A 19,032-nucleotide genomic window follows, 5' to 3' on the forward strand; every position below is an offset into this window, starting at 1 on the left:
AGGCTGAAGTAGTTTTTATCCATATCAAGACCGATCAGGGGCGCGATTGAGTACGCCCGGTGGCAACATTGTCATCTTCTCCATGGTGGAGAGCGGGGTGGAGGGCTGGAAGAATCTGATCGGTGCCGCATGTACGCCCCGCTGCCCTGGCCGGATGCATGGGCTACTGGCCAGTGCCGCGCACAAACACATTTGGCCAGGCCTTGAAGCGCGTGTAGAACGGCTCCGGCTCGCGCTGCTCGCCGCGCTCGGTGATCACGCGGTAGACGGCGATGTCCATCCCGCGCCGCGCGGTGTCGGTCTGCTTGTAGGTGCCGGAAGGCAGGCTGGCATCATTAATGACGCGAGGCTCGCTGGGCGGCTCCATCACGTTGCTGATCTCGGGGCCGATCGCGGCCACGGTGCGGTCGGGCTTGGTGCCATAGAGCCGCATGGCCAGCACGGCGTTCTTCTCATCCACCTGGGCGTCCAGCAGTAGCCAGTGGCCAGTGTCGTTCACAAACTTCATGTCGGAGACGCCGGTGTAGATGGCGGCATCCATGCCGGGGCCAGCCGCATCGGGGAAGGCGTAGTCGTCGTACCAGCTGATGTAGAAGGGGTGGGCGTGGCGCTCGGTGATCGGCAGGCCCGCCCAGAAGGCGGCGCGGAACAGGGTGGTCGAGTCCTGGCAGACGCCGCCGCCCCACTCCAGCTGGGTGCGGTTGCCGATCACGGCGTAGCCCTCCACAAAGCCGTGGGCCTCATCCACCTCGCCCAGCTGGGTGTTGAACGAGAACTCGGCGTCGGGCGGGATGAGCACGCCATCCATGCGGGCGGCCCCGGCCTTGATGTTCTGGATGCGGTAGGCCGCCGAGCCAGCGAAGCTCGACCGGCCCTCGCCCACCAGCTCGACGATGCCGAGCGAGGGCAGCGTGGCCGCCGTCACCTGGGGGCGCAGCTCCTCCACCGGCAGGTCCACCGTGCGCTGGGCCAGCCACAGCGTCTGGCTGATCGCCTGCACGGCCTCGGGCTGGCGCAGCCGCCAGCCGGTGGTGCCCTCCTCGGCGATCCGCAGCTTGCCGCCGCTGAAGGCCACGCGCGGCTCGGCGCTGCCCGAGTCGAGCACCTGGGCCAGGTCGTCCACGGCGCGGCTGAGCTTCTGCGGGTCGGGGCCGACCTGCATGGTGCCGCTCACGGTGCGCGTGCTGAGCACCTGGGCGATCTTCTCGGCGTCCCAGGTCCAGCTGCGCTCGCCCTGGCGCAGGGTCAGCGGCTGGCGCAGCAGGGCCTGGGCATCGGCCACGGCCTGGGTGATGGTATCGTTGCCCATGCGCGGGGCCAGCATGCGGGTGCGGATGGCCACCGTGCCCGGCTGCAGCTGCTGCAGCGCGGCGATGATGTCGAGCGCGGTGGCGTCGGCCAAGATCTGGCGGCCATCGGCGCTGGCGGTGGGCAGCACCTTGCCCGCCTGCAGGCTGAGCGCGGCATCCTGCGGCGGGCGCTCGATCTCGCCCGCCAGCGAGCCGAGGTAGCGCTGCAGCTGGGCCGTATCCACCTGCAGGCGCGGCGCAAGATCAATGCCGCGCCCCGACCACAGGCCCCACAGCTCCTGGGCCTGCTGCACCGGCCCGCCGCGTCGGCCCACATCCACCGCGTCGCGCGCGGTCGCCTCCAGGTCTAGCTTCGCGCCCAGCTGAGCCAGGGTCGGGTGCCACTGCTGGCCCTCGAACTCCAGCGTCAGCGGGGCCGCCAGGAAGGCGGCGTAGCGCTCGGCCAGCGCATCCTGCAGCGCCGCGCGGCTCATGCCGCCCGCCGCCAGGCCCTGCACCGTCACGCCCTCGGCGGGGCGATCCACCGCGAAGGTGTGCTGGGCCAGCGGGAAGGCCACCACCACCGCAGCCACCAGCAGCACCAGCGCGGCGGGCCCCAGCAGCGAGCGGCGGCGGCGGCGCGGGCGCTCGGGCCGCTCGGGGCGGCGCGGGCGCTCGGGCCGCTCCGGCGGCTCCTCGGGGCCGCCATCGGCGCGGCGGCGGCGGATGGGGCCATATTCCTGGTAGTATCGCTGTGGCATGCGCTGTGACCTGGTATCGCTTATGTTTTGCTGGACACGGATGGCTACAGGCTAACACGTTTACATGGGCGTGTCAATGCATCTGCACGCCACAAAAGGCCCGCGCGCCACGTTTAGAAAGGAGGGGAGCGGCTGCATTTTGCTACACAACCTGCGCAAAAGCGAACCGCTCGCCACCGCAGAATCCCGGTATCCTTTAGCACCATGCTCCTCGCAACCATGCCCGCATGTGAAAGAAGAACGCGCCCATGAATCACACCCTGCCCCAGCTCGGCGCACGCCTGCTGAGCGCCCTCTGCCTCGCCGCGCTGCTGGCAAGCTGCGCCGACGAGCCAGCCGCCGAGACCCGGCCCACCAGAACCCCAAAGCCCGCGGCGTCCGGCGGCGCAGCGCCCACCACCAAGCCCAAAACAGGCGAGAGCGCACCCGGCGGCACATGGCTGGTGATGCTCTACGAGGACGCCGACGACGAGATTCTCGAAGAGGACATGCTCAACGATCTGAACGAGGCCGAGCTGGTCGGCTCTGGCGACCGCGTGACGATCGTGGCCCAGATGGACCGCTACGACGGCGGCTACGATGGCGACGGCGACTGGACCACCGCCAAACGCTTCCTGGTGCAGCAGGATGATGATCTGACCACGCTCAACTCCGAGGAGCTGGATGACCTGGGCGAGGTGAATATGGCCGATGGGAAGACGCTGGTCGACTTCGTGACCTGGGCGGCCAGCAGCTACCCCGCCGACCACTACGCGCTCATCCTCTCGGATCACGGCGCGGGCTGGCCGGGCGGCTGGAACGACCCCGACCCCGAGGTGAGCAGCGGCGTGAAGGTGCCGCTCGGCGAAAGCATGGGCAACATGCTGTTCCTCAACGAGATCGCGCAGTCGCTGGACAAGATTACCAAGAGCACCAGCATCGGCACCTTCGACCTAGTGGGCTTCGATGCCTGCCTGATGAGCCAGCTTGAGGTCTACACCGCCATCGCGCCCTACGCCCGCTATGCCGTGGCATCCGAGGAGGTCGAGCCGTCGCTGGGCTGGGCCTACGCCTCCTTCCTCGGCCACCTGGCCGACACGCCCGACGCCGACGGGGCCAGCCTGGCCAAGGCCATCGTGCAGAGCTACATCACCAAGGATGAGCAGGTGGTGGATGCCGAGGCGCGGGCGCGCTACGTCAAGCGCATGTACGACGAAGACAGCAGCATGACGGCCAAGGATGTCATCCAGGCCGAGACCGAGCGCACCACGCTCAGCGCGGTGGATCTGGCCGCCATCCCCGGCGTGGTGGTGGCGCTGGATGACCTGGTGGAGGCCATGGCCGCCAGCGAGCAGAAGTCGGTGGCCGCATCGCGCCGCTACGCGCTGGCCTTCGAGACCGTATTCGACTCCGACCAGCCCAAGCCCGCCATCGACCTGGGCAGCTTTGCCAACCTACTGACCGAGAAGAGCGAGGACAAGACGGTGGCCAAGGCCGCCGAGCAGCTGGTGGCCACCATCGGCACCGCCGTGATCGACACCTCGTTCGGCTACCGGATCAAGGGCGCCACCGGCATCGCCATCCACTTCCCCAACTCCAAGCTCTACCAGACCGGCGACGCCGGGCCGGAGTCCTACAACACCATCGCCAAGGCCTTCGCCGGGCAGTCGCTGTGGGATGACTTCCTGGCCTTCCACTACGACAAGACCCCGCTGCCCGCGCGGCAGGCCCCCACGCCCACCGCAGCCCCCAACAAGCCCACCGCCACACCCAAGCCAGCCGCCACCGCCGAGCCAGCGCCACTGAGCGACGAGCAGGCCTCGATCGGCAACGACCCGATCACCGTGGGCGATGTCAGCGCATCGGCGGAGACCGCCAGCGCCAAGAAGCCCGTCACAATCGACACGCATATCGAGGGGCCAAATATCGCCTTTGTCTATGTGTTCGTGGGCCGGATCGATGCCGAGAGCAACGCCTTCCAGATGCTGGATATGGACTACCTGGAGGCCGATAACACCAAGGAGGTCGACGGCGTGTCGTACCCCGACTGGGGCGAGAGCGTGGATGTCTCGTACGACTGGGATGGCACGCTGATGGTGCTGGATGATGGCAAGAACACGCCCATCGCCCTGCTTCAGCCCGAGAGCTACGGGTCGGAGACCGAGGACGCCACTTACACGCTGGAGGGCATCTACACCACCGCCAAGAGCAATAAGGAGCGCCGCGCGCTGCTGCGCTTCAGCAACGGCGAGCTGGTAGAGGCGCTGGGCTACACCAGCACCGACCAGAGCGGGGCCATGCGCGAGATCACGCCCAAGAAGGGCGACACCTTCCAGATCCAGGAGGACCTGATCCCGCTGACCGAGGGCGAGACCGAGCCAATCCGCAAGCAGGGCGAGACACTCACCTTCGGCAAGCAGAAGCTGGGCTGGGACTGGGTGGATGCGCCAGCGGGCGACTACCAGGTCGGCTTCATCGCCGAGGACTTCGACGGCAACTGGTACACGTCCTTCACCAGCGTGGCAGTGAAGTAGCCCGCCCGCAGGCCAAAAAGAGGGCGGCGAGCTGATGCTCGCCGCCCTCTTTTCGTTCCAGCAGGCCGGGAACTAGAACTTGTTCCACAGCTCCTGGTTGTAGACCTCGTGGTGGAACTGGACCTCGGCGGGCTTGATCACCGAGCCGAGCAGGCGCGGGCAGCGATCTGCCGAGGCCTGCTTGAGGTCGGCAAAGCGGGCCTGCACTTCCTCGCCCAGCACCGAAGCGACCACGCTGCTGGACTTGAAGGCCTCGATGGCCGAGTAGATGTTGTCGAACAGCTTCTCCTCGCCGGCGCGCACGCTCGAACCCTTGTTGGGGCCTTCGAGGCCGACGCGCAGCAGAGTGTAGATGTGCATGTAGGGGTTGGCATCCGGCGCGACCGAGCGGACCTCGACGCGGGCCGAGCGCTTGTTGCCCAGCGGGATGCGGATCATCGAGCCGCGGTCAATGGCCGAGGCCTTGATCTCGTTCGGGGCCTCGAAGTGCGGGTCGAGGCGGCGGTACGAGTTGACCGAGGGGTTCAGCACCAGGCAGATGTCCTGGCCGCTGGACAGGATGCGGTCGATGAACTCCCAGCCGAAGGACGAGATGTTCTCAGCGCCCTGCGGATCCCAGAACAGGTTGTCATCGCCGCGCGACAGCGAGATGTTGGTGTGCATGCCGCTGCCGTTCACGCCCGTCACCGGCTTGGGCAGGAAGCTCGCCGTCATGTCGAGCTTGTTGGCCAGCTGGCGGCAGATCAGCTTGTACAGCATGATCTGGTCGGCGGCGGCGGTCGCCTCGGTGTACGAGTAGTTGATCTCGAACTGCGAGGGCGCAACCTCGGGGTGATCCTTCTCGTTCTCGAAGCCCATCGCGCGCTGCGCCTCGGCGGCGGCGTCGATGAACAGGCGCATCGGGTCGCCCGGCAGCGAGTGGTAGTAGCCACCCTCGCTCAGCAGCTCGAAGATGCCGGTGGCGGCGGCGCGCTGCTCGGCGTTGCGGCCCTTGAACAGGAAGCCCTCGGTCTCGGTGGCGACATTGCAGACCGTGCCGTCCTTCTCAAACAGCTGCTGCGTGAACTGCTTCAGGCGCGAGCGCATGTCGGCGGTGTAGGGCGAGCCATCGCGCTCAAGCACGTCGCCGAACACGAACACCTTGCCGGGGCCGAACACGTCGGAGGGCAGCCAGTAGAAGGCGCTCCAGTCGATGCCCAGGCGGAGATCCGACTCGGACTGCTGCGAGAAGCCACGGATCGACGAGCCGTCGAAGGTGAGGTTGTCCGCCGACTTCAGAAGAAACTTCTTGTCGTAGTCGAGCGTGTGAAGACGACCCTCAAGGTCGGTGAAGCACACGGTGACCGCCTTGATCCGCTTTTCGTCGCTGAGGTATTTCATGCGCTCTTCGCGGATCTGATCGGCGGGCACGCGCTTCAGGCGCTGCTCCTTCGCGGCAAGATTCAGCTCTTCAAGCTGCTCGTAGGGAATCTCGAGGAATTCACGGAGTGTCATGTCCTGTCGCCTCCATATGTCTGGGTTTCCTGCGCTGCCCAATTATAGCAGCGCGATCTGGCGCGGCTTGCAGAAATGCGGTATACAGAATGCACAGTCTTTTGCGCCGTGATTCAGCAGTAGCGTACAAATATAGCCGGGCTGTTTCGATTTTCGGACAGCTTTTCTCATCGTTTCTTTAGCTCGCCCTAGCCCGCTTTTGCGCGCTGGCTAGCCCTAGAGCGCCAGAGGATGGCCCCGCCGAAGGCTCGCACCGCGTAGCATTCCGCCAAAGGCGCAGGCAAAAAAGCCCGCCGCCCCTACGCGGGGCGGCGGGCCTTGTGGTATGCGGCGGCCAGCGGGCTAGGCACTCACCTTGGTGGCATAGAGCGCCACCGCGCCCAGCAGGCCCGCGCGCCCGCCCAGCTCGGCCAGGCGCACCGGCACATCCTGGTAGGCCGCGAACACGTTCTCGCGGATAACCTTGGTGGCGTGCTCGATCAGGTAGGGGTTGTGTGTCACGATGCCGCCGCCCAGCAGGATCAGCTCGGGGCTGTACATATAGAGGATGTTGACCAGGCCCACGCCGATCAGGTCGCCCTCGCGCTCCATCAGCTTCACGGCCAGCGGGTCGTTCTGGCGTCGCGCCGCCGTCACGTGGTCGGCCCGCAGCGTCTCGCTCTCGGTCAGCTTGTGCAGCAGGCTGTCGGGGTAGCTGGGCATCAGGGCGGCGGCGGCGCGCGCCACGCCAGCGCCTGCGGCCAGGTTCTCCCAGGTCTCGCGAGTCTGCCAGTCGATGATGTGGTGGCCGCCCTCCGCCGCCGAGCCCTTGTGGCCCAGCAGCAGCCTGCCGTCGGCGATCACGCCCACACCGATGCCGGTGCTGATCGTGACATACACCATGTTGCGGGTGCCCTTGCCGCCGCCGTACAGCCACTCGCCCAGGCCCGCCGCGTTGGCGTCGTTGCCCAGCTCCACCGGCAGCCCGGTGCGCGCGGCCAGCTCGTCGCGCAGCGGCACATCCACCCAGCCCGTCATGTTCGGCTGGTTGAACACCACGCCCGTGAAGGGGTCGAGCGGGCCTGGCGAGCCGATGCCGATGCCCAGCACCTCGCCGCCCTCGGGCACATCCTTGCGCACCAGGGCCACCAAATCGACAATCTGCCCGATGACGGCCTCAGGGCCTTCAGCGGCAAGCGTCAGCGTGCGTTCTTCCTTCAGGATCTCGCCCTCAAGCGTCGAGAGCCCCACGCGGATCTGGGTTCCGCCAAGATCAACACCGATTATGTAGCGCATCAGCTATAGCCTTTAGAAAGTGTGAAAGAGACCTGTCTGGCCATTATAGCATGGGGTCTCCCAACGCCGGGTAATTGTGTCATAACATTTGGGCGCATTTCGACGATGCTGATGCCCTAGCGCCTGCCTAGGCAATCCGCAGGCCCGCGCAAAATACGGAGAATTCGGTATTTCTTTCTGGCCGCATATCGGCGATCATGGGGGAAGTATCGATAGACAATCGATAGACAGTGGAGAGACACCCTATGACATGGCACCCAAGCGCTGTGGCGCGCTGGGCCGCGCTGGCCCTGGCCGCGCTGGCCCTGGCTGCTTCCGGCGGCCTGCCCGCCGCGCGTGCCCAGGGCGGCGCTGCCCCGCAGACGGCGTCGTACCAGATCGAGGCCGCGCTCGACCCGGCGGCCAAGCTGGTGCGCGGCAGCGGCCAGATCACCTACCGCAACCCCTCGCAGGATACCCTGCACGAGCTGTACATCCGGCTCTACCTCAAGGCCTTCCGCGACACCAAGACGCTGTGGATGCGCGAGTCCGGCGGGCAGCTGCGCGGCGACCAGATGGACCCCACCAAGCTGGGGGATATCACCGTGGAGAAGCTGGCGATCGCGGGCGGCGGCGACCTGCTGGCCACATCCACGCTCAGCGACACGCTGCTGCGCGTGCCCCTGCCCCAGCCGCTCGGCCCCGGCCAGGAGCTGAAGATCGACGCCGAGTGGACGAGCAGGCTACCGCGCGTGTTCGCCCGCACCGGCTACGGCGGGCGCGACGACACCTTCTTCATGGTGGGCCAGTGGTACCCCAAGCTGGCGGTCTACGACCGGGGCCGCTGGGACACCGAGCCGTGGCACGGCAACGCCGAGTTCTTCAACGAGTTCGGCAGCTACGATGTGCGCGTGACCGTGCCCCAGCAGTATGTGGTGGCGGGCGCGGGCGTGCCCGCAGGCGAGCAGGCTAACGCCGACGGCACCAAGACCCTGCGCTTCACATCCGCCGATGTGACCGACTGGGCTTTCGCGGCCTCGCCCGACTTCCTGACCGCCAGCACCAGATCAGGCGATGTGGACATCGCGCTCTACTACATGCCCGAGCACAAGTCGGCGGTGGATGAGCACCTGCGCGCCGCCGCAGGCTCGATCGCCGCCTTCAGCGAGTGGTACGGCCCCTACCCCCACCCGCGCCTGACGGTGGTGGACGTGCCCAGCGACGCCACCGGAGCGGGCGGCATGGAGTACCCCACCTTTGTCACCACCGAGCACGGCGGCGGCATGAGCGGGTTCCCCACCTACGTGACCGCACACGAGATCGGCCACCAGTGGTGGCCCATGCAGACCGCCACCAACGAGGGGGCCGAGCCGTGGCTCGACGAGGGCCTGACCGAGTACAGCGGCATGCGCTACATGGAGGAGACCGGCACGCGCATCGGCGGGGCCTTGGGCGCCAGCGCGCTCACCTACACCCGCATTGGCGGCGTTGCCATACGTGCGCCCGCCACCCTGCCAGCGTGGGAGTATGGCAGCGGCGACTACAGCGTGGTCTACTTCAAGACCGCGCTGGGCCTGCGCACCATGGAGAACTTGGTGGGCACCGAGCGCTTCCGCGCGGCCATGCGCGCCTACCTCACCGCCTACCGCTTCAAGCACCCCGACGCCCAGGATTTCCGCCGCACGATCGAGGCCGAGCTGGGGCCGCAGCCGTGGTTTTTCGACAGCTATATGCCCACCGACGCCGTGATCGACTACACCGTAAAGGACATCAGCGGCAGCTCGGCCACCATCCAGCGCGTGGGCGAGGTGCCCGTGCCGGTGGAGATCGAGCTAACCACCGAGGGCGGCGCGCGCGAGCTGCGCACCTGGGATGGCCAGGGCGGCACCGCCACACTCACGGCGGCTGGCCCCATCGCCCAGGTCGATATCGACCCCGCCCAGAAGCTGGCCGCCGAGGCCAACCGCAGCGACAACTTCCGCACCGTCGGGCGGCAGGTGCTGCCGATCATCTCGTTTGGCGAGCGCCTGAGCTTCTGGGTCCAGATCTTCCTTCAGTCCTTCGGCCTCTTCGGCTAGTATGGGGATACCTATGCAGAACTTTCGCGCCGCCCTGGAGGGCGGCCTGCGCGACGCGCTGCGGCTGCGGCTGGCCCTGCCGCTCTACCTTGTGGGCCTCGTGCTCGGCGTGCTCAACGCCTGGCCCGCGCTGATCGGCGCATCCAGCGGCACCTTCGAGCACATCAACGTGCAGCGCCTACTGGCCAGCAGCGACATGCTGACCGACCTGATCACCAAAGACGAGAGCACGGGTGCGGCCACAGGGATGTGGGTCGTCATCGCCCTGCTGCTGGTGCCGCTCTACGCCGTGGCCTACAACCTGTTCTCTGGCGGCGTGCTGAGCGTGTGGGCAGGCCAGCGCCGCTTCTGGGCGGGCTGCGGGCACTTCTTCCTCAGCTTCACCGCGCTGGGCATCATGCTGGTGGTGCTGGGGCTGCTGGTGATCGTGCTAGCGTCGGTAGTAGCGACGCTCGCGCCAAACGCTGCCATCCCCACCATGGTCGCGGCGGGCATCCTGCTGCAGCTGCTGAACCTGGCGGGCGAGTACGCTCGCGCCCTCGCCGTGACCCTGGAGCGCCAAAACCCCTTCGTGCTGCTGGGAAAGGGCGTCGCGTTCTGCGCCACCCACCCCGGCGCGCTGCTGCTGGGGCTGGCGGGCCTGGCCATCCAGCTGGGGCTGGTCGCCGCCCACCGCGCGCTTGATTCTGCGGCGAGCGGGGCGGCCTGGCTCATGCTGCTCGACCAGGCCGTGGTGCTGGTGTGGCTGTGGGCCAAGCTGCTGCGGCTGGCATGGGCCAGGGCCTACGTCGCCAGCGCCCATCCGCCCGCCGAAGCCGCGCCGCTGCTCGCGGCCACCATTATCTAAGAAAAACAGGCCTCCATGTGGGGCGCGGGCGTTCCCGCTACGGTGCGGATCATGGCCAGCCGCACCGTAGCAGCACCTTCGCCGGATGGGCGAGGCCGCATGCATCTCGCCCCCGACGCGACACAATCCCCTCCCGACATGTTACATCTCGCCCCCGACGTGACGCAATCCCCTCCCGACGTGACGCAATCCCCTCCCGACGTGTTACATTTCGCTTCCGACCTGCCGCAATCCTCTTCCGGCGCGATGCAATCGCCTTCCGACGTGACGCAATCCCCTCCCGACGTGTTACATTTCGCTTCCGACGTGACGCAATCACCTTCCGACGTGTTACATTTCGCTTCCGACGTGACGCAATCACCTTCCGACGTGTTACATTTCGCTTCCGACGTGACGCAATCACCTTCCGACGTGTTACATTTCGCTTCCGACGTGATGCAATCCTCTTCCGACCTGCCGCAATCGCCTTCCAACGCGACACAATCCCCTTCCAACGCGACAACAAAACCCCACCCACCCGGCCCATGCGGCGAAGGTGCTGCTCAAGTCTTAATGGCCATATGCACCAACACCAGCCGCCGGGAGACAGCACGGGAACGCTCAAAATTGGGGGTTCCAAGGGGGCATCGCCCCATGGCGGGGTTGCTAGGGGCTGGCCCCTAGCCGCCGCCCGCGCAGGGCACACACCCACCAAACGCGATGAACCACCATCGTGAATGAGCCACAGCAACGCCCGAATGAGCCACAGCAACGCCCGAATGAGCCACAGCAACGCCCGAATGAGCCACAGCAACGCCCGAATGAGCCACGGCAACGCCCGAATGAGCCACGGCAACGCCCGAATGAGCCACAGCAACGCCCGAATGAGCCACAGCAACGCCCGACGAACCAACATCACCAATATAATCACAGGGCATCCACCTGACCGGGCAACGCTACAAGCATTGCCTACACTCGACCGGACGCGGCCCCCCAACGTGACATCGCGTGAGGCGCGCAGCCCCGCAGCCAGCCCGCCATAATCCGCCCAAAGCAGCACGCACCGCAGAGCGGCTATGGTATCATGAGGCCCTGAAGCAGCCGACGAAAGCGGCACTGGCCAGCGCCAGCGCACAGCCGTATCGACAAAGGTCACAGATCCCTATGAGCAGCAAGCCACAGAACATCAAAGGCATGCGCGATCACCTGCCCAAGGCCATGATCCTGCGCCAACATATTGTCAACACCCTCGTCGACGTGCTGGAGCGCCACGGCTTTGAGCCGATGCAGACCCCCATCCTTGAGTACGCCGAGACCCTGGAGGGCAAGATCGGCGACGAGGAGAAGCTGATCTACCGCTTCGACGACCACGGCGGGCGGCGGCTAGCCCTGCGCTACGACCAGACCGTCTCGCTGGCCCGCGTGGTGGCCCAGTACCCCAACGAGATCAACCTGCCCTTCCGGCGCTACGCCGTGGGCCAGTCCTACCGCGGCGAGCGCCCCGCGCGCGGGCGCTACCGCGAGTTCTGGCAGGTCGACCTCGACCTGGTCGGCTCGGCCTCTCCCATGGCCGACGCCGAGGTGATCGCCGTGCTCACCGAGGCGCTCAGCGCCCTGGGCTTCCAGCACTTCCGCACCCTGATCAACCACCGCGACCTGCTGGTGGGCGTGGCCCGCGCCGCCGGGCTGGATGCCGACGCGGCAGCGGGCGTGTACCGCACCGTCGACAAGCTAGACAAGATCGGGCCGGGTGGCGTGCGCGACGAGCTGGTGAAGCAGGGCGTGTCGGTCGAGTCCGCCGACAAGATCTTGGAGGCCGTGCAGATCGAGGGCGCGCCCGAGGACGTGCTGGGCGCGCTGGCCGAGCGGCTGGCGGGCGACGCCGAGGCCATGGCCGCCATCGCAAACCTGCGCCAGATCGCCAGCTACCTCGACGCCATGGGCATCTCGCGCGACCACTATGTGATCGCCCCGCGCCTGGCCCGCGCCTTCTCCTACTACACCGGCGCGGTCTTCGAGGCCGTGGTCGACAGCCCGCCCATGGGCTCGCTGCTGGGCGGCGGGCGCTACGACAAGCTGATCGGCCAGTTCGCGGGCCGCCCGCTGCCCACCGTGGGCATGGCCTTCGGGCTTGAGCGCCTGCACGACGTGATGGAGGAGCTGGGCATGGGGCCTGCGGGCACCACCACCCAGGCCTTCGTCACCATCTTCAGCCCCGAGCTGGCCGCCGCATCGCTGGCGGTGGCGGGCGAGCTGCGCGCCGCAGGCGTCAACTGCGAGATCGCGCTCGACCCCGGCGAGAAGCTGGGCAAGCAGTTCAAGCACGCCGACAAGCGCGGCATCCCGCTGGCCGTGGTGATCGGGCCGGATGAGCAGGCCAATGGCGCGGTGCTCATCCGCGACATGCGCACCGGCGAGCAGCGCAGCGTGCGGCGCGAGGATGTGGCGGCGGAGCTGAGCAAGAGCGAGTAACGAAGAATCGAGGACCACGATGGCTGATCAGATTCTTGAGCAGAGCCTCCAGCAGTTTCTTGGCACCCTGGCCAGCGGTGCGCCCACCCCGGGCGGCGGCAGCGTGGCTGCCGTTACCGGCGCGATGGCGGCGGGCCTGCTGACCATGGTGTGCGACCTGACGATCGGGAAGAAGACCTACGCCGAGTTCGAGGACGAGGCCAGGGGCCTGCGCGAGCGGGCCGAGGCCAGCCGCGCCGCGCTCCAGCAGCTGGCGCAGGACGATATCGAGATCTTCGGGCACCTCGCCGCCGCCTACAAGCTGCCCAAGGCCACCGAGGCCGACGCCGCCAGCCGCCGCGCGGCCATCCAGACCGTCACCAAGCAGGCCGCCGAGGTGCCGCTGCGCATCGCCCGCGCGGTGGCCGACCTGGTGCCGCTGTGCGCGCCCCTGGCCCGGCGCGGCTCGCGGCTGGCCGTCAGCGACGTGGGCGTGGCCGCCCACCTGATCAAGGCGGCACTGCCCTCGGCCCTGCTGAACGTCGACATCAACCTGGCCGCGCTCGAAGACCAGCGGTTCGTGCGCGAGACCCGCGCCGTGATCGAGGACATCACCGTGGGCATCGACGACGAGCTTGATGGCGTCCTCGCCATCGTCGGCGAGCGCATCCAGCAGTAGCGCGCAGGCCACGCCGCCGCCCGCCCATGGCGCGGCGGCGTGGTCGCACCTACGGCGCAGCATACTACTTCTCCACAAAAACAGTACGCTATCCAGAATTTGTGGATAGTTTCCCCCCCGCTTTTTTGCCCATACAGACGAGGAATCGACAATTCATGCAACACCAACAGCTCACTGGCGGCTGGCAGCTCAAGCAGCGCACCGCCCAGGAGATCGAGCAGGATCTGGCCGCCGACGGATGGATCGAGGCCACCGCGCCAGGCTCGGTGCAGGAGGCGCTGCTGCGTGCGGGCCGCATCCCCGACCCGTTTATCGGCACGAATGAGACCGAGGTCCAGTGGATCGGCGAGCAAGATTGGATCTACCGCTGCAGTTTTAGCGTGGGCGGCGACATGCTGGCGCAGCCCAGGGTGGACCTGTGCCTCGACGGCCTAGATACCTTCGCCACCGTCTGGCTGAACGGCGAACAGATCCTCTCCAGCGACAACATGTTTCTGCCCCAGCGCGTGGAGTGCACCGGCAAGCTGCGCGAGGGCGAGAACGAGCTGCGCATCCTGTTCCTCTCGCCGCTGCGTGTGGGCCGCGAGCGCGAGGCCGCCGATGGCACCAAGGGCATCTCGTGGAACGGCGAGACCAGCCGCCTGTTCGTGCGCAAGGCCCAGTACCACTACGGCTGGGACTGGGGCCCGCAGATCATGGCCGTGGGACCGTGGAAGGCCGTGCGGCTGGAGGCCTACGCCGCCCGCCTGGCCGACATCCACTGCCCCGCCGCCCTGTCCGAGGATCTGGCCAGCGCCACGCTGCCGGTGCGCGTGCAGGTGCAGCAGGCGGGCGAGGCCGCGCTGGATGTGCGGCTGGCGCTGCTGGCCCCCGACGGCGCGACGCTGGACGAGGCCGTGGTGCCCGTGGCTGATGGCGCGGCCCAGCACACCTTCCACGTCGACACGCCGCAGCTGTGGTGGCCCCATAGCTATGGCGCGCAGCCGCGCTACCGCCTGGTGGCCACGCTGCTGCCCCAGGGCGGCGGCGAGCCGCTGGACGCGCGCGAGCTGGCGCTGGGACTGCGCCGTGTGCAGCTGGCGCAGGAGCCGGTGGCGGGCGAGAATCAGCTCACCAGCTTCTACTTCGCCGTCAACAACACCCCGATCTTCGCGGGCGGGGCCGACTGGATCCCCGACGACATCCCCAGCACCCGCGTGACCGCCGAGCGCTACCGCGCCCAGGTGCGCCGCATGGTGCAGGCCAACATGGCCATGGTGCGCGTGTGGGGCGGCGGCATCTACGAGGATGACGCCTTCTACGAGGCCTGCGACGAGCAGGGCCTGCTGGTCTGGCAGGATTTCATGTTCGCCTGCGGCCTCTACCCCGCCCCCGAGTGGCTGCTGCAGAGCGTGCGCGCCGAGGCCGAGGCCCAGGTGCGCCGCCTGCGCCACCACGCCAGCATCGTGCTGTGGTGCGGCAACAACGAGGACTACAGCGTGGCCAACCGGCTGTTCAAGAAGGGCACCGCGCCCGAGGACAACCCCGAGTTCCCGGCCCGCCGCATCTACGAGCAGGTGCTGCCCGAGGTCTGCGCCGCGCTGGATGGCACCGTGCCCTACTGGCCGGGCAGCCCCTACAACCCCACCCCCGCCGATGACCACACCCAGGGCGACCTGCACGTGTGGGCGGTGTGGCACGGCGACAAGCAGCCCTACCAGCGCTACCCCGAGCTGGAGGCCCGCTTCATCAGCGAGTTCGGCCTGGCGGCCTTCCCCGCGCCCGCCACGGTGGCCGCCTTCGCCCCTGGCGAAAGCTCGCCCGACAGCCCGATCATCCAGCACCACCAGAAGGGCGGCCAGGGCCAGGAGCGCATCGTCCACTACCTGGCCCAGAACACCGGCGTGCCCAGCGACCTCGACGCCTTCATCTACGCGTCGCAGCTGGTGCAGGCCGAGGCGCTCACCTGGGCCTTCGCGCACTGGCGGCGGCGCTGGGGCGCGGATGGCCGCCGCGCGGTGGGCGGCACGCTGGTCTGGCAGTTCAACGACTGCTGGCCGACCATGAGCTGGGCGCTGATCGACTATAGCCTGCGGGCCAAGGCCGCGCTGCACAGCACGCGCCGCGCCCTCGCCCCGCTCAGCGTGGGCATCCACCGCGCGGGCAGCCACGCCGAGACATGGGTGGCCAGCGGGCGGCTAGAGCCGGTGCAGGCCACCGTCGAGCTGACGATCTGGGGTCTGGATGGCGAGCATATGGGCAGCATGCGCCGCCAGATCACCGTGGGCGCAAACCAGGTGGCCGAGCTGGGCAGCTGGCCCAACACCCTGCGCGACGATCAGGTGCTGGCCGCACGCCTGCTGGTGGATGGGCAGGTGGTGGCCCGCTTCGCCGCCTGGCCCGACCCGCTGAAGGATGCACCGCTGGCCGACCCACAGCTCACCCTGCGCGCCGAGGGCGAATCTGTGACCGTCTCGGCCACGCGCCCCGCCAAGGGCGTCTGGCTCAGCGCCAGCCCCGACCAGGAGTGGTCGGACAACTCGCTGGATGTGATGCCCCGCGACCCGCAGACCGTGCAGGCCCCCGGCCTGGGCGGCGGCGAGGTGCAAGCTACCTCGCTCTACGATCTGCTCCAGCGCACCACCGCGCAGCAGTAGCGCCAAAACAAAAGCGGGCAGGGCCAGATCTGGCCCTGCCCGCTTTTGTTTATCTTTATTTCGGGGAAGGGCCTGTGCAGCACAGCGGCCCCACCCTACCCACCCGGCCCATGCGGCGAAGGCGCTGCTAAGGTCTTGATGGCCATATGCACAAACACCAGCGGCCAGGGAAAAGCATAGGAACGCCTCAAATTGGGGGTTCCAAGGGGGCATCGCCCCATGGCGGGGTTGCTAGGGGCTGGCCCCTAGCCGCCGCCCGCGCAGGGCATCCACCCACCAAGCAACCACCACCGCCAGCGCTCATGGAAAAAGCCCAACGCCGATGGAAAAAGTGACCTCATGGGAGGGCAATGCCCCATAGCGTGGTTCCTAAGGGCTGGACCCGAACCGCCGCCCGCGCAGGGCATCCACCCACCAAGCAACCACCGCCGCCAGCGCTTATGGGAAAATAAGACCAAAGTTGACGTGAAACGTCACACCATGGGAGGGCGTCGCCCATGGCGGGGTTGCTAGGGGCAGGCTCCCAGGCGCCACCCGCGCAGGGCATCCACCCACCAAGCAACCACCGCCGCCAGCGCTCATGGGAAAAAGCCCAGCGCCGATGGAAAAAGTGACCTCATGGGAGGGCGATGCCCCCTCGCAGGGTTCCTAGGGGCTGGCCCCTAGCCGCCGCCCGCGCAGGGCACGCACACCGAACACGCGGAACCATCATCATCAAAGCCGTAGCCGGTCGGGCCGATCGGGCACGCTCCAAGCACTGCCTACGATCGACCTGGCGCATCCCAATGCGAAACAATGCATGGCACGCCCCTTGCCTAGTATTCCGCAGAACGTGCAGGAGACCGGCAAAGGAGAAAGCCATGAACCACCTCCCCTACCGCGCCCGCGCCAAACGGCTGATCGCCCTCGGCGTCTGCTTCGTCGCCATCGCGCTGGGGCACAGCGTGGGCGGCGTGGCCACGGCGCAGAGCGCCCCCGCCGCCCCGGCCATCGCCGCCCCAGCCGGGCGCTAGCGCCTGCGGCGGTGCTCGGCGTAGAAGCTGTAGCCGCCCTCGTACACCCGCAGCTCGCCATCGCGCACCTCGAAGATCCGGTCCGCCACGCGGTCGAGGAAGTAGCGGTCGTGCGAGACCACCACCACCGTCCCGGCGAACTCATCGAGCGCGCGCTCCAGCACCTCGGCAGAAGGGATGTCGAGGTTGTTGGTCGGCTCGTCGAGCAGCAGGCAGTTCGCGCCGGTGAGCATCAGCCGCGCCAGCTGCACCCGGCTCTTCTCGCCGCCGCTCAGCTTGGCTATGGGCTGCCCGCAGGCCGCATAGGGGATGAGGAAGCGCCCCAGCCGCGCCACCGCCTCGCCCTCGTACATCGGGCGCACGCTGCGTAGCGCCTCCACGGGCGTCTGCGCTAGGTCTAGCGTCTCGTGCTGCTGGGCGTAGTAGGCCAGCTGGATGCTCGGCCCCACCCACACCTCGCCGCCGTCAGGCGCGTGCTCGCCCAGGATGAGCTTGAGCAGCACCGACTTGCCCGCCCCGTTCGGCCCCACGATCCCCACCCGCTCGCCGTTCATGATCGTCGCCACGGCGTCCATCAGGATGATCAGCTCGCTGAAGGCCTTATCCACGCGCCGCAGCTCGATCGCCTTCGCGCCGCCCCGCGCCAAAGGGCGCAGCGAGAGCGCCATCTTGCGGCGCTCCAGCACCGGGCGCTCAACCTTATCCATGCGGTCGATCTGGCGCTGCTTGTTGCGGGCCTGCTTGATGTGGCGCTCGTTCACCACGATCGAGGCCCACAGCTTAAAGCGCGCGATGGCCGCCTCTAGCTGCGCGATCTCCTTCTGCTGCGCCATATAGTCCTGCTGCTGCCTGAGCAGCGCCAGCTCCTTCTGGGTGGCGTAGGCCGAGTAGTTGCCCTCCCAGTGGATCAGGCGGCAGCCGCCGCGCGGGGCAGGCTCCAGCTCGGCGATCTGGCCCACCGTCTCATCCAGCAGGTAGCGGTCGTGCGAGATCAGCACCACCGCGCCCTCGAAGCTGCGGATGATCTCCTCCAGCATGGCCTTGCGGGCCATATCCAGGTGGTTGTCCGGCTCATCCAGCAGCAGCAGGTCGGGCTGCTGCAGCAGGCAGCGCGCTAGGCCCACCATCTTGCGCTGCCCGCCGCTCAGCAGGCGCATGGGCGTGTACCAGTGCTGCTCGGCCAGCCCCAGCTCGCGCAGGAATCGCTCGGCGTTGGTGTGCACCATCTGCGCGCCCTCCTGCTCCAGCTGGGCCAGCAGGCGCTCGTGCTCGGCCAGCACGCGCTCCATGGCGCGCATGTCGGCCACCACCGCCGGGTCGCCCAGGCGGGCCTCGGCGGCGGCCACCTGGGCCTCCAGCGCCACCAGGTCGGCGCGGGCGGCCAGCACCTCGTCGAACACGGCGCGGTCGGGCTGGCCCTCGTACTCTTGGGCCAGGTAGGCCACCCGCGCGCCGCGCCGCAGCGCGATCGCGCCCTCCTCGGCCTGCTCGATGCCCGCCAGGGTGCGCAGCAGGGTCGACTTGCCCACGCCGTTGGGGCCTACCAGCCCGATCTTCTCGCCATCCTGGATGCACCAGCTCAGCCCGCTGAAGATGGTGCGCCCACCGTGGATGCGGGCCAGCCCGCTGATGTCCGCAATGATCATGCTCCTGCTCCTTTGGCCAGCGGGTGCATGCCACCAAGAAACAAAAATGCCGTGGACCACCGCGCTGGCCCACGACATATCACGTCTTCCGTAGAGAGAAAGTGTTTACACAATTCGCCTGTCGATGGGCACACTACACCTATGTGTAGCGCCCGTCATTCCGCCACGCGAACCGCTCCAGGTTGTGCTTTCCCGATTCCAGCGCATAGCGTCCTCGAAACATGCAAACGTCTCGGGTGAAGTGTAGCAGAGCGCCGCCGCTTGGGCAATCATTCTCGCGGACGATCTGCGCCAGCAGATCATGAACGCAGGCAGCGGCTCGTTTATCCACAGATTTGTGATAAAAAAGCGACATATGCACAAAATGTGGATAACATGGGGAGTAGGCAGGT

Annotated in this window: 10 protein-coding genes; 6 read left to right on the forward strand and 4 right to left on the reverse strand. The window is 67.7% G+C overall.

Features of this window, described 5'->3' with window-relative positions:
• Positions 1–163: 163 nt before the first annotated feature.
• Positions 164–2,050, reverse strand: a complete 1,887-nt coding sequence (locus F8S13_03155; GenBank protein KAB8144850.1) for a vanomycin resistance protein VanB — start codon at positions 2,048–2,050, stop codon at positions 164–166.
• Positions 2,051–2,298: 248 nt separating this feature from the next.
• Between F8S13_03155 and F8S13_03160 the strand changes: the two genes are divergently transcribed.
• On the forward strand, positions 2,299–4,563 hold the full coding sequence (locus F8S13_03160; protein ID KAB8144851.1) for a hypothetical protein: 2,265 nt from the start codon (positions 2,299–2,301) through the stop codon (positions 4,561–4,563).
• Between the two features lie 72 nt (positions 4,564–4,635).
• Here F8S13_03160 and F8S13_03165 read toward each other — a convergent pair whose 3' ends face one another.
• Both F8S13_03165 and F8S13_03170 read right to left on the reverse strand, forming a co-directional pair.
• Positions 4,636–6,057, reverse strand: coding sequence for a glutamine synthetase (locus F8S13_03165; protein KAB8144852.1), 1,422 nt, complete (start codon positions 6,055–6,057; stop codon positions 4,636–4,638).
• A gap of 342 nt (positions 6,058–6,399) precedes the next feature.
• Positions 6,400–7,332, reverse strand: a complete 933-nt coding sequence (locus tag F8S13_03170) for an ROK family protein (protein KAB8144853.1) — start codon at positions 7,330–7,332, stop codon at positions 6,400–6,402.
• 245 nt (positions 7,333–7,577) lie between these two features.
• Between F8S13_03170 and F8S13_03175 the strand changes: the two genes are divergently transcribed.
• From F8S13_03175 to F8S13_03195, 5 genes are all read left to right on the forward strand, one after another.
• The gene (locus F8S13_03175; protein KAB8144854.1) at positions 7,578–9,389 is read left to right on the forward strand and encodes a M1 family metallopeptidase; all 1,812 of its coding nucleotides are present in this window, start codon (positions 7,578–7,580) and stop codon (positions 9,387–9,389) included.
• Between the two features lie 13 nt (positions 9,390–9,402).
• Positions 9,403–10,236 carry a hypothetical protein gene (locus F8S13_03180; GenBank protein KAB8144855.1) on the forward strand — a complete coding sequence of 278 codons (834 nt, stop codon included), beginning with the start codon at positions 9,403–9,405 and terminating at the stop codon, positions 10,234–10,236.
• 1,143 nt (positions 10,237–11,379) lie between these two features.
• Complete coding sequence (gene hisS / locus F8S13_03185) at positions 11,380–12,687, forward strand: histidine--tRNA ligase (GenBank protein ID KAB8144856.1); 1,308 nt, start codon at positions 11,380–11,382, stop codon at positions 12,685–12,687.
• Positions 12,688–12,706: 19 nt separating this feature from the next.
• A complete protein-coding gene (locus F8S13_03190) occupies positions 12,707–13,345 on the forward strand; it encodes a cyclodeaminase/cyclohydrolase family protein (protein ID KAB8144857.1) in 639 nt (212 codons plus the stop codon).
• Between the two features lie 155 nt (positions 13,346–13,500).
• Positions 13,501–15,981 (forward strand): glycoside hydrolase family 2 protein, encoded by a 2,481-nt coding sequence (locus F8S13_03195; GenBank protein KAB8144858.1) that lies wholly within the window; start codon positions 13,501–13,503, stop codon positions 15,979–15,981.
• 1,009 nt (positions 15,982–16,990) lie between these two features.
• On the opposite strand, the gene F8S13_03200 is transcribed toward F8S13_03195, so the two are convergent.
• The gene (locus F8S13_03200) at positions 16,991–18,718 is read right to left on the reverse strand and encodes an ABC-F family ATP-binding cassette domain-containing protein (GenBank protein KAB8144859.1); all 1,728 of its coding nucleotides are present in this window, start codon (positions 18,716–18,718) and stop codon (positions 16,991–16,993) included.
• Positions 18,719–19,032 lie beyond the last annotated feature (314 nt).

It is taken from the genome of Chloroflexia bacterium SDU3-3 (assembly GCA_009268125.1).
In the GTDB taxonomy this organism is placed as follows: domain Bacteria; phylum Chloroflexota; class Chloroflexia; order Chloroflexales; family Roseiflexaceae; genus SDU3-3.